Source organism: Apibacter sp. ESL0432 (assembly GCF_019469225.1).
Taxonomy (GTDB): Bacteria; Bacteroidota; Bacteroidia; order Flavobacteriales; family Weeksellaceae; genus Apibacter.
In genome coordinates this window covers 324,248-341,861 of sequence record NZ_CP048266.1, presented here as the reverse complement: position 1 = coordinate 341,861, position 17,614 = coordinate 324,248, and the positions used below count along the sequence as shown (strand labels likewise).

Here is a 17,614-nt window from a genome sequence, read left to right as displayed (position 1 = left end):
AAATCATTCACAATGAAGTGAATGATTTTTTTAAAACCTTAAAAACCTATGTTATGAAAACTATTTCTGTTTTAAAAATGTGTCTACGTTATCCGCATTCACAACTTTTTCTTCAAAAACGTAAGCTCCGGATTTAGGAGACTTAACCATTTTGATCACTTTGGTCATTTTTTTAGATTCTGTACGTAATGTTGCTACAACCTTCTTTGCCATGACTAAAATTTATTATTTAATTTCTTTGTGTATAGTATATTTTTTTAACACCGGATTGAATTTTTTCAATTCAATTCGTTCCGGAGTATTCTTTTTGTTCTTAGTTGTTATATAACGAGACACTCCCGGCATTCCACTCTCTTTATGCTCAGTACATTCTAAAATTACTTGTACTCTATTACCTTTCTTTGCCATTTTAATTTTAATTTTTAGTAATTGATAAGACCTTGTTTACGAGCTCTTGCTACAGCTTCTTCAATTCCTATTTTATCTATAATTCTTAAACCATGTGCAGATACTTTTAAAAATACCCAAGCATCTTCTGATGGTAAATAGAATTTTTTCTCCATCAAATTTATTTCAAAACGTCTTTTTGTTTTGTTATTGGCGTGCGACACATTATTTCCTACCATTGCACGCTTTCCTGTTATTTGACAAATTCTAGCCATTATCTTAAATCTAAATAATATTCTTTTTCCTTGAATCGGGTTGCAAATTAACAAATTATTTTTGACTCTACCAACTTTTTTACTTTTTATTTTTTGATATTGTGTTTCCTTTTTAGGGCATTCTTATTTATTTTATTTAAAAAAGTTTTGGATATCGCATAAGCCAATAATATTCCCGCCAGCAGCAATGCCAATCTGGCGATTACATCGCCGTATTTCACATAAGTTGTAAGTGAAGTATTTAAATTAATATCCCCCTTTAGAGCCCCCCGTTTTCCATAGTCTAATTTTTCTACGATATCTCCCCGTTGGTTTATAAATGCTGAAATTCCACTATTGGCTGAGCGCCCTATATCTCTTCTGGTTTCAATGGCTCGTAATCGCGCATAAGCCAATAACTGCTTATGTCCTTGCGAATCGCTCCACCAAGAGTCATTGGTCATTATAAATAATGCATTAGCTCCTTTTTTCACGAATTCTCCGACGTATTCTCCATATATGCTTTCATAACATATTATGGGAGCGGCTTTTAATCGATTATTCGAATTTGTGAATATAGTCGGATGGTCCTGTACTCCTAAACTTTCCATAGATCCGCCAAAATTCATCATATACTCTCCCAGTATAGGCTTTAATACAGCTGCATAAGGGAAATGCTCTACTCCCACCACTAATTTTGACTTATTATAATATTGAACCGGATCATTCAAATTTACTTGTACGGCAGAATTATATAGATCAATCCATTGGTTATACTGTTCGAGATAACGGGCTGTAGGAGTTTGTTGTTGGGTAAAATATTCAGCTAACGATCCCCCCGACACCAAACTTAATTGAGGGTAATTTTTCAGCCATTGCTTTATTTGAGTTATGTAGATATCGTTTTCAAGATTGTTTACCATTACAAATCCATTTCCCGGAAAAGCAGTTTCAGGGGCAACTACAAATTGTGTAGCAGGGGTTATTACTCTATCTACTGTTTGTAATAATTCTTGAAGAATTACAGTTCCGTCCAAACGATACTTATCGGCATATGGGTCAAGTGCCGGTTGAGCTAAAACCACTTCTATTTCTTCAGAAGCTTTTTCATGATACGATTGATATCTAAGGAGGGAAATAGCCAGGGGAATTCCTATAATGGCCAGGTTATAGCATAGAGATTTCCATATATAGGTTTTATTATGCGTAACTTGATAAGCTCGTATGTAATAAAAGAATATCAGGTTTGCTGTTAATACCCATAAAGTTCCGCCCAAAGTGCCGGTTACTTCATACCACTGAATGGTTTCAGGATAATTGGCAAAGGCATTTCCTAAATTCAGCCAGGGCCAGGACATTTCCCAAGTTAGATGAAATTTTTCAAAACAGATCCAAAGGGTTGGAAAGAAAATAATCCCGAAGCGAGTACCTGTTTTTCTTTTTACAAAATGAAAAAAAGTAAAAACGAAAGACATTAACAAGCTGTTTACGAAAAGAGGAAACAAAAATGCCATCCAAGAATGAGACCCGTCCGGATTTTGGGCGAAATGCAGCCATTGGGTTGCTCCCCAGTTCCAAAGGAAAAAGGCCAAATAGGACCATCCAAAAACCTTCCAATCGGAGAATTTTTCTTTTTTTACAGTAATATCATGCTCAACCAATAAAAGGGGAACAAAAGCAATAAACAGCAAAAAGGGAAAGCCATATGCAGGCCAAGACAGAGCAAGAAGCAATCCACTGACTATTGCCGGAATAAATCTTTTCATATACTTGTAAAAATAGTTATTTTTGAGTTTTTAAACGCTTCAAATCTATGAATAAATTATTTTTTATAGTTCTGCTCTCTTTGATTTTACTTTCGTGTAAAACTCATCACAGGGAATCAGTAAATACCTATACTACCCCACCCGAAGTAGGAATTCTTACTTCCGATTTACCCAGATACAGCAAACCTCCGGCATCCGTAAATTCTGTTAAATTAGATGAGTCTCTTCCTTCTTCAAAAAAAGACAGCATAGTTACTTCTAAGGATACCGTTTCTTCTCCTTCCCACACAATTAATAGAGAAAATCCTTTAATTCAAACAGTTCCGGTATCCACCTTTTCATGGGAAATAGGAATACGCCAAACGCAGATTGTTGATGTACGAACACTGGTTGAATACAAAAGTGGCCATATATATGACGCTGTTAATATGAGTGTAGACGATCCCAGCTTTGAAAACCAAATTCAAGAATTAGATAAAAACAGTCCGGTAGCCGTTTATTGTAAATCCGGAATACGAAGTTTTTATGCGGCTAATGTTTTAAAAGATCATGGGTTTCAAATCATTTATAATTTAGACGGCGGGCTTAACAGCTGGTTGAAAAATGGAAAGGAACTTGTAAAGTAAAAAATAATTATAATCATTATATATATGAAGTCTATCTCAAAAATCTTAATTCTATGTTATTCTATTGTTTTACTTGTAAGTTGTTCCATACGCGAGGAAATTACGTTCAATCCTGAAGGCAATCTTACGTATTCTTATATGATTGATGCCGGTGAATTTATGAAAATTATGCCTGATAGTCTAAATAAAGGTATTTATAAAGACACTCTAATTTCATTCAACAACTTACTTACTCAAAAAAAGGATAGCATATCAAAATTATCTCTCGAGAATCAAAAAAAGTTAGAAGCACTTAAGCCTCTATTTATCAAAGTGCACCAAGATGAAAAGAAAGGGGAATTTTATGTATTGATTTACGGAGATTTCACCAATAGTGCGTCTTTAAATTCTGCTCTCGCCGCTTTAAATTCTATTGATAATTCAAAAAACAACCCTTCCAAAAACATGGAATTTCTCACCAACTCAACTTTTCATTGGAAGGGCAACGTATTTAGTAAAAAATCCGTGAAATCCGAAAGTTTAAAAAATGATTCTGTGGCTCAAAGCATTCTCCCCTTATTTACCGGTGGTACTTTTAAAACCATTTATACGTTTCCCAAAGAAATAAAGAAAGTAAACAATTCTTCGGCCGTAATTTCTCAAGACAAAAAAAGTCTTTCTATGGTATTTGATGCTACCGAGTATTTGGCTGCTCCTCAAAAAACGGATTTAAAAGTGGAGCTGGTAAAATAATTACATAAAATTAGTACTTTGTACAATTTTTATTTTATACTTCTTGCAATGAAGTAACATGAAGCCGGTTTCAGTTGTAAAATCTAAGACAGCCTCCTAATAACTCATTTACATTTATTTACATATTTTGTACCTTTGCGTGGTTAAATAGTAAATGTGTACTATGAATTCTCAAACTCAGATAAAATGCCCGAATTGTGGAAATGTAATTGATGTAAATGATATTCTTAAACATCAATTAGAGGAATCCATAAAGAAAGAATACCAAGAAAAATTTCTTTCTTCTCAGAAAGAACTTCAAGAAAAAAACAATTTATTGGAGCGGCAAAAAGAAGAATTTGAGGCCAAGAAGAAGAAAGAGAATGAAATTTTTCAGGAAAGACTCTCGAAAATAACCAAAGAAAAGACTCTTGAAATTGAAAGTTATCTGAAAAAGAAAATTGAAGAAGAGAATCAAGAACGCATTTTTCTTTATGAAAAAGAATTAGCCGAAAAATCTGAAAAGCTTCAAGAGTTAAATAAGATGCAAGCGGAGATTTTCAAATTAAGTAGAGAAAAAGAAGAGTTGAAAGCCGTTTTTGAAGCAGAAGCTCAAAAAAAATTAAATGATGAACTTCTACGAGAAAGAGAAAAAATTCGCAAACAAGAAAATGAAAAAAATGAGTTAAAGTTTAAGGAGTTACTTAAACAACTGGAAGATCAGAAAAGGCTCACCGAAGAAATGAAGCGAAAACAAGAACAAGGATCTATGCAATTGCAGGGAGAAGTTCAGGAATTAGCTATTGAAGAATGGTTAGCTCAAAATTTTCCTTTAGATACTATTAACGAAATAAAAAAAGGAGTCCGTGGTGCCGACTGCCTTCAAATTGTAAATACCCGTGAAATCCAAAATTGCGGTTCAATTTATTATGAAAGTAAAAGAACAAAAGATTTTCAAAACTCATGGATTGAAAAATTTAAAAATGATATCCGTGAGAAAAAAGCAAATACCGGGGTTCTTATTACTGAAGTAATGCCTTCAGACATGGATCGAATGGGAATGAAAGAGGGCATTTGGATTTGTACCTATAATGAATTTAAGGGGTTGAGTGCCGTTTTAAGACATTCCATCATTCAATTCAGCACCATTATTAAATCCCAAGAAAATAAAGGCGATAAGATGGAAATGCTCTATGATTTTCTTACCGGAAATGAATTCCGTTTACGAATAGAGGGTATTGTTGAAGGATTTACTCAAATGCAAGATGAGCTTAGTAAAGAAAAAAGGGCTATGATGAATATATGGTCCAAACGAGAAAAGCAAATCGAAAAGGTAATTGAAAATACTATTTCCATGTACGGCTCCATTAAAGGAATAGCAGGAAATGCCATTCAAAATATACAAGCTTTAGAATTAAATACTGACGAAACCTTAGGCTTTGATGAATAAATAAAATACACAATACTAAAAAATATGCTTCTTTATATATAATTTAGAATTATATTTGCAGTACTCTTCAATAACATAACCTAAAAAAAAAGTCTATGGAAAAAAATATCTTTGAAGGCACTCCTATTGAAGATCTTCACCCAAATGACATCGCAGAACAACTTGAAGAGCTTTCCGAAAAAGATCGGATTTTAAACTTTTTTCTGCTTCCTCGTAATCAAAAAACGGATGTTTTTACGTATTTAGATCCTAAAATCCAACAAGAATTGTTGCATGGTTTAGGTAAAAAAGACATTGCCGACTTGTTAAACGAAATGGCTCCGGATGACCGTACAGAATTTTTTGTGGATCTGCCGGACGATCTCATTAAAAACACCATAAACTTATTAGACGAAAACGAGAGAAAAATTGCTTTACAGCTATTAGGATATCCAGAAGACAGCGTAGGTCGTTTGATGACGCCCAATTATATACAAGCTAAAAAATATTGGACGGTAAAACATACCTTACAACATATTAAAAAATATGGAAGGAAAGCAGAAACTCTAAATTTCATTTACATTGTCGATGAGAATGATAAGTTACTGGATGACATCAAAATAGGAAAGTTATTACTTGCTGATGATGACAGTAAATTGGAAGAATTGGGAGATGACAATTTCATTGCTTTAAAAAGCATGATGAACCAGGAGGATGCCATTCGCGTTTTTGAAGATTATGACCGAAGCACCCTTCCCGTTATTTCCGAAACCGGGGTATTGGTTGGTATAGTTACCGTGGATGATATCTTGGATATTGTTAAGGAACGAGATACGGAAGATATACAAAAATTTGGTGGTGTGGAAGCTTTGGATATTCCTTATCGTGATACTCCACTCTTAACTTTATTTAGAAAACGGGCCGGATGGTTAATCATACTTTTTCTTGGAGAAATGCTTACCGCCAGTGCCATGGTCCATTTTGAAGAGGAAATTGAAAAAGCCGTGGTTTTAGCCCTTTTTGTGCCTCTAATTATCTCCAGTGGGGGGAATTCCGGATCTCAAGCGGCTACCCTGATTATACGGGCTATGGCTTTGCATGAAATCAAATTGAAAGACTGGTGGTACGTTATGAAAAAAGAAATTTTTTCGGGGCTGTTATTAGGGATCACTTTAGGAGTAATTGGTTTCATCAGAATACTTATATGGCAAAATCTTAATTTTTACGATTATGGGCCTCATTGGCTGCTCATCGGAATTACGGTTGCCACTTCACTTATCGGAATTGTATTATGGGGAACTCTTTCCGGTTCTATGATTCCTTTTATTTTACGTTTATTTAAATTGGACCCTGCTACCTCCTCCGCTCCTTTTGTGGCAACGATGGTAGACGTAACCGGATTAATTATTTATTTTACTATTGCTTCTCTTATTTTAAGCGGTGTGTTACTTTAAGTTTATTCTAATTTCCGTAAATACGTCAATTGGTATTCAGGAACTAGTTCGGGATGTATGATTTTAATGAGATCCGATAATACTTTATCCGCATAAATGCTTCCGTACTCGTAATAGTCATTAGCGAGTAATTGGTTTTCTTTGTTATTTAATGCATATACGTTTCCTGATTGATACGCTTTAAACCATTCATAGTTTGTATTGGAATTTAACAAATCTCTTTTAGACTTAAAATTACTGGTTCCTATCCATAAATCGGCATTTTTAGCTTTACTTAGTACTTCTTCAAAAGTCATGGGAACCGATCCTGAATTTTTATTATCCTGCCATAAATAATGAGCTCCCGCATCTCTGAAAAGAGTAGCAAGAAAGCTTTTTCCTCCTGCCATATACCAGGAATCTCCATACATAATTCCGGTAAAAACGGTGGGGTTCGTATTTGTATGAGCCGATTTGTCTTTTAATTTTAAATAGTCTTCTTTTACTATAGAAAAGATGCTGTCGGCCTTTGGGAGCTTTTTAAAAACTGTTCCGAATAGTTTTAAATATTCTGTTTTTCCTAATGGATGTAATTCCATAAATTCTTCTACATAAAGAATTTTAATACCCTGCTTAGACAGTTGATTCAAAATTTTTTCATAATTGGGGTTATGTCCGGATATAATTAAATCCGGTTTTAAAGCTAAGATTTTTTCAAAATTCAACGTTCCGTCATTTCCTATATCTTCGATGGTTTTGTTTTTAATTTTCTCTTTGATTTTTGGATTATAGAAATAATGGGGTGAACAAACACCTACAATGGAGTTAATCTCTCCCAATGCATCAATATAGGCCGAGGCAGAAGTAGTAGTAATTATACATCGTTTACTTTTATAATGCTGGGGGAAAACTAAACGACTGCCCGCAGATGTTATAATTAGTTGATTATTTTCGTTTTGAATTGAAAAATTAGTGGCGTATTCGTTTTTAGAAGCAACGGATTTTTCTAAAGATTTTCTGCAAGAAAATAAGACAATTGCAAATACACAAAAAATGAATATTTTCCTCATAAACTATTCATGATTTTCGTTACAAAACTACTTAAAGTAAACATTTTTTTAATTTATTATTACACATATTTTTATTTTATCAGTATATCGATTCAAACCTTATATATTATCCCAAAATTAAAACTTCCTATTTTAAACTTTCTATTATAATCGTTTTTTCATTCATTACTATTTTAAAATTTAAAATCTTTAGTTATATATAATAACATAGAATTTAAATTTAATTGTTTAAACAAAGATTTAATACACTTATAAACATTTTATTTATTATTAAATATTATTATTTTTTTATTCCTTATTCATTATTTTTTAACATAAATTTTATGATATCAATCATTTTCAATCATATTATACATTATTTTTTAAATATATTTGTCTTTATAACTATACTGTTTTTAATTTATTAATGAACGGTTTAACATTTATTTTTTATGAAGAATTTTTTACTTTTTTTATTTTATTTTTTATCCATATTTTTTTTACAGGGCCATGTAAAGGTCATTGATATGGTAGACCCCGGCGGCTTATCTAAGCTATTAGATAATGAGGTTAATTCGATTACTAATTTAACGATTAATGGAAGTATAAATCCTGATGATATAAAAACGTTAAATAATATGAAAAAATTAACGGTTTTAGATCTTTCCAATTCTTCGGTTACGGACGGAATACTTCCTACGGGTGCATTCAAAAGTAATTCCGTTCTAAAAGATATAATTCTTCCCTCCAATTTAACAATTATTTCTAAAGAAGCTTTTGAATATGCGTATAACATCAGCGTGGATGCTTCTAAATGCTCCCATCTTAAAAATATAGGCGAACATGCTTTTAATGGTGTTAAGGGTAAGGTAGTACTTCCCGATCATCTAGAATCATTACCTTTTAAATCTTTTAGATTTTTCAATGGTATAGTCGTTTTACCCAGAAATTTAAAAATTATCGGGCAAGAGGCTTTCTCGTTTTCTAACGTTAAAAATCTAGACCTAAGTCAAGCTCCAAATTTACATACTTTGGGGGTTGATGCTTTCTACTATTCTAAAATTGACCAGATAGATCTGAGTAAAGCTCCCAATTTACACACTTTAGATAATGGTGTTTTTGAAAGCTGTCAGAATTTAAAACTTATTGATCTATCTAAAAATAATATGATTAAAAAAATTGGTCAAAATGCTTTTAATGGAGTTAACGGTAAGGTAATTCTCCCTGATTATCTCGAATCTTTACCTTTTAAATCTTTTAGATTTTTCAATGGTACAGTCGTTTTACCCAGGAATTTAAAAATTATCGGGCAAGAGGCTTTCTCGTTTTCTAACGTTAAAAATCTAGACCTAAGTCAAGCTCCAAATTTACATACTTTGGGGGTTGATGCTTTCTACTATTCTAAAATTGACCAGATAGATCTGAGTAAAGCTCCCAATTTACACACTTTAGATAATGGTGTTTTTGAAAGCTGTCAGAATTTGAAACTTATTGATCTATCTAAAAATAATATGATTAAAAAAATTGGTCAAAATGCTTTTAATGGAGTTAACGGTAAGGTAATTCTCCCTGATTATCTCGAATCTTTACCTTTTAAATCTTTTAGATTTTTCAATGGTACAGTCGTTTTACCCAGAAATTTAAAAATTATCGGGCAAGAGGCTTTCTCGTTTTCTAACGTTAAAAATCTAGACCTAAGTCAAGCTCCAAATTTACATACTTTGGGGGTTGATGCTTTCTACTATTCTAAAATTGACCAGATAGATCTGAGTAAAGCTCCCAATTTACACACTTTAGATAATGGTGTTTTTGAAAGCTGTCAGAATTTAAAACTTATTGATCTATCTAAAAATAATATGATTAAAAAAATTGGTCAAAATGCTTTTAATGGAGTTAACGGTAAGGTAATTCTCCCTGATTATCTCGAATCTTTACCTTTTAAATCTTTTAGATTTTTCAATGGTACAGTCGTTTTACCCAGAAATTTAAAAATTATCGGGCAAGAGGCTTTCTCGTTTTCTAACGTTAAAAATCTAGACCTAAGTCAAGCTCCAAATTTACATACTTTGGGGGTTGATGCTTTCTACTATTCTAAAATTGACCAGATAGATCTGAGTAAAGCTCCCAATTTACACACTTTAGATAATGGTGTTTTTGAAAGCTGTCAGAATTTAAAACTTATTGATCTATCTAAAAATAATATGATTAAAAAAATTGGTCAAAATGCTTTTAATGGAGTTAACGGTAAGGTAATTCTCCCTGATTATCTCGAATCTTTACCTTTTAAATCTTTTAGATTTTTCAATGGTACAGTCGTTTTACCCAGGAATTTAAAAATTATCGGGCAAGAGGCTTTCTCGTTTTCTAACGTTAAAAATCTAGACCTAAGTCAAGCTCCAAATTTACATACTTTGGGGGTTGATGCTTTCTACTATTCTAAAATTGACCAGATAGATCTGAGTAAAGCTCCCAATTTACACACTTTAGATAATGGTGTTTTTGAAAGCTGTCAGAATTTGAAACTTATTGATCTATCTAAAAATAATATGATTAAAAAAATTGGTCAAAATGCTTTTAATGGAGTTAACGGTAAGGTAATTCTCCCTGATTATCTCGAATCTTTACCTTTTAAATCTTTTAGATTTTTCAATGGTACAGTCGTTTTACCCAGGAATTTAAAAATTATCGGGCAAGAGGCTTTCTCGTTTTCTAACGTTAAAAATCTAGACCTAAGTCAAGCTCCAAATTTACATACTTTGGGGGTTGATGCTTTCTACTATTCTAAAATTGACCAGATAGATCTGAGTAAAGCTCCCAATTTACACACTTTAGATAATGGTGTTTTTGAAAGCTGTCAGAATTTGAAACTTATTGATCTATCTAAAAATAATATGATTAAAAAAATTGGTCAAAATGCTTTTAATGGAGTTAACGGTAAGGTAATTCTCCCTGATTATCTCGAATCTTTACCTTTTAAATCTTTTAGATTTTTCAATGGTACAGTCGTTTTACCCAGAAATTTAAAAATTATCGGGCAAGAGGCTTTCTCGTTTTCTAACGTTAAAAATCTAGACCTAAGTCAAGCTCCAAATTTACATACTTTGGGGGTTGATGCTTTCTACTATTCTAAAATTGACCAGATAGATCTGAGTAAAGCTCCCAATTTACACACTTTAGATAATGGTGTTTTTGAAAGCTGTCAGAATTTAAAACTTATTGATCTATCTAAAAATAATATGATTAAAAAAATTGGTCAAAATGCTTTTAATGGAGTTAACGGTAAGGTAATTCTCCCTGATTATCTCGAATCTTTACCTTTTAAATCTTTTAGATTTTTCAATGGTACAGTCGTTTTACCCAGGAATTTAAAAATTATCGGGCAAGAGGCTTTCTCGTTTTCTAACGTTAAAAATCTAGACCTAAGTCAAGCTCCAAATTTACATACTTTGGGGGTTGATGCTTTCTACTATTCTAAAATTGACCAGATAGATCTGAGTAAAGCTCCCAATTTACACACTTTAGATAATGGTGTTTTTGAAAGCTGTCAGAATTTGAAACTTATTGATCTATCTAAAAATAATATGATTAAAAAAATTGGTCAAAATGCTTTTAATGGAGTTAACGGTAAGGTAATTCTCCCTGATTATCTCGAATCTTTACCTTTTAAATCTTTTAGATTTTTCAATGGTACAGTCGTTTTACCCAGAAATTTAAAAATTATCGGGCAAGAGGCTTTCTCGTTTTCTAACGTTAAAAATCTAGACCTAAGTCAAGCTCCAAATTTGCATACTTTGGGGGTTGATGCTTTCTACTATTCTAAAATTGACCAGATAGATCTGAGTAAAGCTCCCAATTTACATACTTTAGGTAAGGGGGTTTTTGAAGGCTCTGAGCATATAAAACTTATTGATTTATCTAAAAATGCCCTGATTAAAATTATCGGTGAAGATGCTTTTTATAAGGTAGCCGGTAAAGTTATTCTTCCTGATTATCTTGAATCATTACCTTATAGATCTTTTAGATATTTCAACGGTTTCATTGTTTTACCCAAAAATTTAAAAACTATCGGACAAGAGGCTTTTTATAATTCTTTAATAAAAGAAATAACTTTACCTGCCTCGCTTAAAAAAATTGATACAGAGGCTTTTAATGGTGCTAAACAATTAGTTTCTATTACCAGTAACAATACAATTCCGCCTTCTTTGGGTAAAAATGTATTTAATGGGGTTGATAAAAATAACTGTTTGTTACAAGTTCCTAATTCTTCTCGTCAACTATACGCAAAAGCCGATCAATGGAAAGATTTTCAATTTAAAGAGGCCAATTTATTTATTTCTTTAAATTTACCCGATTCAGATTTCTCGGTTAATACCCCTTTTTTAGTTTCCACTACTCTTGAAAATAAGGGTAAATCCGAAGCTAATAATAATGGTGAAGTAGCTTATATTTTATCTGAGGATGATCGTTGGGATGATAACGATTATTTACTAGCTAAACATCCTATCTCTGAAACTATACCTGCTAAGGATAAAATTTCTTTTACTACCTCAATATCTTTCCCTGATAAATTAGGTGATTTTTTCTTACTTGCTGTGATCATTCCTAAGGATTCAGCAGATATCCCATTGGAAGATTACTTAAGCTTTGCAGGAAAAATACATTTATCACCTGAATATAAAGTGAGCATAAACCCCTTAGATAAATCCATTTATTCCAGAGGGGAAAAAATAATTTTTAATGGTAAAGCCCGGTTGGTTAATAAAAGCCCTGCCATTGATAAAAATATTAAAATTAATTTAGTTACTGCAGGTACGAAAAGGGAGTTTTTTTCTAAAACTAATTCCAATGGAGAGTTTACCTACACCTTCACCCCTTTTGATGAAGAATTCGGTTTTTATCAAGTGGGAGCTTCTCATCCTGATATCTCTAATTCTGCAGCGCAGACTGATTTTACTATTCTTGGTATAGACATTATCGACAGCGATATTATATTTAAAGGTATAGTAAACAATACTGTAGAAGGATCTATTGAAGTTAAAAATAAAACCCATCTTACTTTACATACTGTTACTGTCCATCCTAAAGTCAATTCCGATAGTTATTCTATTTCTTTTGAACCATTGAACGTTTTAGAACCGGGTAAATCAGCTTTTTTAAAATACAAGCTTAACGCTAAAAAGGTTACCTTGACTGATAATTACGAGTCTCCGACCTTTGATATTAATGCAGAGGAGGGTAATTTGGCTGAATTCTCCGCTAAATTTACCGCTACTACAGGTAAAGCTTATTTGGAGGTGAAAAAGTTTCCTAAAGATATTACTGTAACTAAAGGTAAAAAGCGTTTGGTTGAATATACTCTTTTTAATTCCGGAAAAGAAAATACGGGCAAAATCTCTCTTTCTTTACCTTCTGAAGATTGGTTCAGAATTTTAAGTCCGGCCACTGCTTCTATAGATAATTTACCGCCGGGACAAACTGCTACCTTTAGTATTGAGCTCACTGGTAGGCCGGACCTTCCTTTGAATTCACCATTCAAAGGCTCCATAGCCGTAAATACCGAAAAAGCCAATTCAATATTAATTCCTTTTGACATTGAGTTTGTTTCTGAAAATGTTGGATCTTTATGGGTGGATGTGGTTGACGAATATTCTTATAATACCCCAAGTAAACCTCACGTTAAAAATGCTAAGGTGGTTATTTCACATCCATTTTCCGGTAAGGTGTTGAGCGAAGGATTAACCGACCAAAATGGATTGTATAAATTGGATAGTATTCCGGAAGGGTATTATACCGTTTCCGTTTCTGCTGATAAGCATGAAAGTTATAAAAATAATATTTTAATAAACGCCGGTAAACTCAATAATCAACGGGTGTTTATTTCTTACATGGGGGTTTCATATACCTGGGAGGTAACTCCAACAGAAATTGAAGATGAATATGATATTGATTTAAAGGTTGATTATGAAACCAATGTTCCACAACCGGTGGTTATTATGGAATTCCCTAAACCCTTACCGGATATTAAACCGGGTAATACGTTCAGTTTTATGGTTACTTTAACCAATAAAGGACTTATCGCGGCTGAAAATGCTAAAATTCAATTTGATTCATATAATAATTATGTATTTACCCCTTTAGTTAATAAAGTAAATATTCCTGCTTTAACGGCTATACAAATACCGGTAGTAATGAGTATGAATGATTCAATTAATGATAATTCCAATGGAAATAGTGAAAACAATAATAACAACAATGGTTCCAATGGAAATGGTGAAGACAACAATAACAACAATAGTTCCAATGGAAATAGTGAAAACAATAATAACAACAATGGCTCCAATGGAAATAGTGAAGACAACAATAACAACAATGGTTCCAATGGAAATAGTGAAGACAACAATAACAACAATGGTTCCAATGATAATAACAATAATTCAGATAATACTACTACTAATGATAGTAACAAGGATAAAAGCGATGATAAGGTTAACGAAAATAAAGGCTGCATAAGTTATGTTAAAGTTTTTTATGAATACAAGTGCGGTAACACAACAGTTAAAAAATCTTCTTACATGATAACCCATATTAACCCAGGTTGCAATAACAATAATTCTTCGGGGCATTTATCCAATGGAAGCGTGAGTACTGGAAGTGGTGGGTTTATTCCTATTGTTATATCGGGTGGCTGTACCCCTTTACCTCCATGCCTCATTGAAGCTGGTGGAGCAATTATAAGTTGTAACCCACTTCCTCCATATATAGGCTGCGCCTATAGTTTTATAACTTCAGGAGTAAATACTAAAAATATAATACTTTGCCTGATAGGTTTCTTAGAAAAAAAACCGAGTAAATTTGGTATAGGTATAAGCTGTGTTGTAGCTTTATATGACTTTTTTAATTGTGCGTTAGAAGATATTATAAATAAGTTTCAAAAATCTGGCTCAGACAAGATTCAGATTAATGATATGGAAGCTATACTTAATTTTATAAACACTGTAAATAGTTATTATGCTGAATATTATGGTAATTCAATTATGAATTCCTCTTCTTTTTTACAATTCGCAAATGCAACTGCTGCTCACTTAGGTGACAATAAACCTTTTACACCTCAAGATATTGCCATTATCAAAAGCCTTTTTGCTAATTCTGATATAAGCTCTTCTACCATGGATTACTTTTTTACTCGATGGAATTTAACTCTTCAAGCTTGGGATAATGGAGTTTATACTCCTAATGATAATTATCCTGACATAGTAAATAAAACTAAACTTAATGAATATTTGAAAACTATGATTTCTATAAAAGAATATGTAAGTTCCAGAGGATATGATTCTTTAGATGAATTATATGCAGACAGGCTTAATGAAGCTAAAGAATATATTACTCGCAAACAAAATTCTGTCTGTGCTAAAGTTTCATTAGACATTAAGCAAAAAATGGTAATGACAAGAGAAGCTTTTGAAGGGAATTTTACTTTAACTAATGGTAGCGAACAAAAAGGGATTGCTAATATTAAACTCGATATTGAAATTAGGGACGATCAAGGCAACTTAGCTAATGAACTTTTCCAAATTAATATTAAATCTTTTACAGATTTATCCGCCATTGATGGTACCGGATCTTTAGACCCGGGCAAAAAAGGTTTTGCCTCCATTTTATTTATTCCTACCAAGAAGGCAGCTCCTAATAAAAAGAAATCATATTCTTTCGGCGGTACTCTTTCGTATACCAATCCTTTGACTGATGAAGTAACTACGGTTAAATTGTTCCCATCTATTTTGGATGTCCATCCTAGTCCTGAAATTTATCTAGATTATTTTATGCAGAGAAACATTTTCGGGGATGATCCGTTAACCGAAGATATTGAACCTATCATCCCGGCTGAATTGGGACTTATTATTCACAATAAAGGAATGGGAACGGCTAAAAATGTACATGTTAGTTCAGCTCAACCACAAATTGTTGATAATCAAAAAGGATTAGCTATTGATTTTGATATTATTGGTTCAAACTTAAACGGTAAAAAACGTCAATTGGGAATTACCAATATCGATTTCGGAACTATAGAAGGTGGTAAAACTGCGGTTGGACAATGGTGGTTTACCAGCTCTCTTTTAGGTCATTTTATAGATTTCGAAGCAAAAATTTCTCATTCTAATAGTTTTGGTAATCCGGACCTTAGCTTAGTAGGTGGTATTAAAATTCATGAATTGATCAAAAGTGTCCGAGTATACGGTAATCAGGATGATGGCATTAATGACTTCTTAGTTAATGATAGTAAAGATATTAGAGATTTCCCTGACTCGTTATTCTTATCTAGCGGTGGAACTGAGCCAGTATTCCGTACAAAAAATATCGAAATTAAAGAAAAAAATTCCGATACTTTTGTATCTCAAATTGAAATTACTCCTTCTAAAGAAGGATGGAATTATGGTTTAATCAATGATCCTTGGAACGGCAAATATGTGATTACTAAGATTGTTCGTAATGATGGTGTGATTATTCCGTTGGATAACTTCTGGTTAACACAATGTACACTACATGATAATGCGGATCCTGTTTATGAAAATAAGTTACATGTCATCGATAAATTTGAATCTATACATAGTGCTATCTATACCGTTTATTGGGAAATCAATAAAAATAATGCGGTGAGGGTCGAGGCTATTACTCATGTTCCTGAAAAAACTATTTATGAAAGCTTGAATTATGTTGATGTCAGATTCAATACACCTATTAATCCTGCTACTTTTACTTACAAAGATCTTTATTTATCTTGCCAGGGTGGTAAAAATTTAATCGACTCCGGCATTACAATACATAAAATCGATGAAAGAAACTATCGCGTGTATATTGGATCTAAAACTATGAAGTTTGGGTATTACAGATTCCGTGTATTAACCAATGATATAGAAGATGCTATCGGAAATAAGGGTTCAACAGGTAAAGAAGCCGGTTGGACTCAATCTCCTCAAATTAATGTAATTAATGTTTCAGGTATTCTTAATGATGGACAGCCTGTGGATAAAGTAACTATTCAATTTAATATGCCGGTGAATTTTACTAAGGAGGCCATTTATCTTAGAAAAGGTAATTCTGAAACAATCCTTCTGGATAACGTAACTATAACCAATAGTGAAGATAAAACTATTTTTACTGTTCAAGGTTTAAAACAATATAATTATATGGATGGTAACTATACATTAGTTATAGACCTGTCTAAAGTTACAGATACTAACGGTAATAAAGGGAAGGATAATCATTCTGAAAAATGGATGGTATATCCTGCTAATGCTAGCATTAAGTTATATCCAAATCCAGTATTATATAACCTTACTCTTGAATCTAATATTTCTTTTAAATGGTATCATATTGTCTCTCTTTTTGGTAAATCTGAATTTTACCAAACTTTCCCGGATCATACTTACAAGGCTATTATTAAAACCAATAATTCTTGGAATAAAGGAATTTATTTGATTTTCATTTATGACAGTAACAATAAATTAATTGCAGTTAAAAGATTTATTAAAATTTAACTCTTTTAATTTATTTTAAGTATTTTATTTTTTTATTATATTTTAAATCACGGGGAGAATTATCGTTCTCCTCGTGATATTTATTACTCTATCTAATTTATAATATGTTTTGAATTTTTTATCTATGAAGAGAAAGATATATAAAATATACAATTTGACAATTTATTAATATGCTACGTTAATTTTAAAAGCAACCATACAATTATTCATTAAAAAAAACAAATGCCAAAAAAAATACATTTTTGGCATTTTAAATTTATTTACTCATTGAATAAGTAAATCGTTATAGAATTTTAGTGTTAATAAACCCTGATTACGAATTTATTACATCAAATGTAAGAAATTTAACCTTTGGCTGTTACTGTAATTTCATAATTAAAATAATTATCATAAAATAGATAAATTATTCACAATATATATCTT

10 protein-coding genes are annotated in these 17,614 nt (G+C 32.1%); 5 read left to right on the top strand and 5 right to left on the bottom strand.

Annotation, left to right across the window (positions count from 1 at the left end; all coding sequences use genetic code 11):
* Positions 1-60: 60 nt before the first annotated feature.
* The 4 genes from GYM73_RS01385 to lnt all read right to left on the bottom strand — a co-directional run bounded on the left by GYM73_RS01385 (position 61) and on the right by lnt (position 2,407).
* Positions 61-213, bottom strand: coding sequence for a DUF4295 domain-containing protein (locus GYM73_RS01385; protein ID WP_105297293.1), 153 nt, complete (start codon positions 211-213; stop codon positions 61-63).
* Positions 214-225: 12 nt separating this feature from the next.
* Complete coding sequence (rpmG, locus tag GYM73_RS01380; protein WP_055425117.1) at positions 226-408, bottom strand: 50S ribosomal protein L33; 183 nt, start codon at positions 406-408, stop codon at positions 226-228.
* A 14-nt stretch (positions 409-422) separates the two neighbouring features.
* Entirely contained in the window at positions 423-662 is a 240-nt protein-coding gene (rpmB, locus tag GYM73_RS01375; RefSeq protein ID WP_055425116.1) for a 50S ribosomal protein L28, read from the bottom strand.
* Positions 663-748: 86 nt separating this feature from the next.
* Positions 749-2,407, bottom strand: a complete 1,659-nt coding sequence (gene lnt / locus GYM73_RS01370) for an apolipoprotein N-acyltransferase (RefSeq protein ID WP_220233905.1) — start codon at positions 2,405-2,407, stop codon at positions 749-751.
* 47 nt (positions 2,408-2,454) lie between these two features.
* On the opposite strand from lnt, the gene GYM73_RS01365 reads away from it, so the two are divergent.
* The 4 genes from GYM73_RS01365 (at position 2,455) to mgtE (ending at position 6,627) form a co-directional block, all read left to right on the top strand.
* Positions 2,455-3,033 (top strand): rhodanese-like domain-containing protein, encoded by a 579-nt coding sequence (locus GYM73_RS01365; RefSeq protein WP_220233904.1) that lies wholly within the window; start codon positions 2,455-2,457, stop codon positions 3,031-3,033.
* A gap of 24 nt (positions 3,034-3,057) precedes the next feature.
* Positions 3,058-3,765, top strand: coding sequence for a hypothetical protein (locus tag GYM73_RS01360; RefSeq protein WP_220233903.1), 708 nt, complete (start codon positions 3,058-3,060; stop codon positions 3,763-3,765).
* A gap of 163 nt (positions 3,766-3,928) precedes the next feature.
* Positions 3,929-5,194, top strand: coding sequence for a DUF2130 domain-containing protein (locus GYM73_RS01355; protein WP_220233902.1), 1,266 nt, complete (start codon positions 3,929-3,931; stop codon positions 5,192-5,194).
* Positions 5,195-5,289: 95 nt separating this feature from the next.
* Positions 5,290-6,627, top strand: coding sequence for a magnesium transporter (mgtE, locus tag GYM73_RS01350; RefSeq protein ID WP_160542736.1), 1,338 nt, complete (start codon positions 5,290-5,292; stop codon positions 6,625-6,627).
* Between the two features lie 2 nt (positions 6,628-6,629).
* On the opposite strand, the gene GYM73_RS01345 is transcribed toward mgtE, so the two are convergent.
* Positions 6,630-7,676, bottom strand: coding sequence for an ABC transporter substrate-binding protein (locus GYM73_RS01345; RefSeq protein WP_220233901.1), 1,047 nt, complete (start codon positions 7,674-7,676; stop codon positions 6,630-6,632).
* Between the two features lie 431 nt (positions 7,677-8,107).
* Here GYM73_RS01345 and GYM73_RS01340 point away from each other — a divergent pair, with 431 nt between their 5' ends.
* Positions 8,108-17,191 carry a leucine-rich repeat protein gene (locus GYM73_RS01340; protein ID WP_220233900.1) on the top strand — a complete coding sequence of 3,028 codons (9,084 nt, stop codon included), beginning with the start codon at positions 8,108-8,110 and terminating at the stop codon, positions 17,189-17,191.
* The last annotated feature ends 423 nt before the right edge of the window (positions 17,192-17,614 follow it).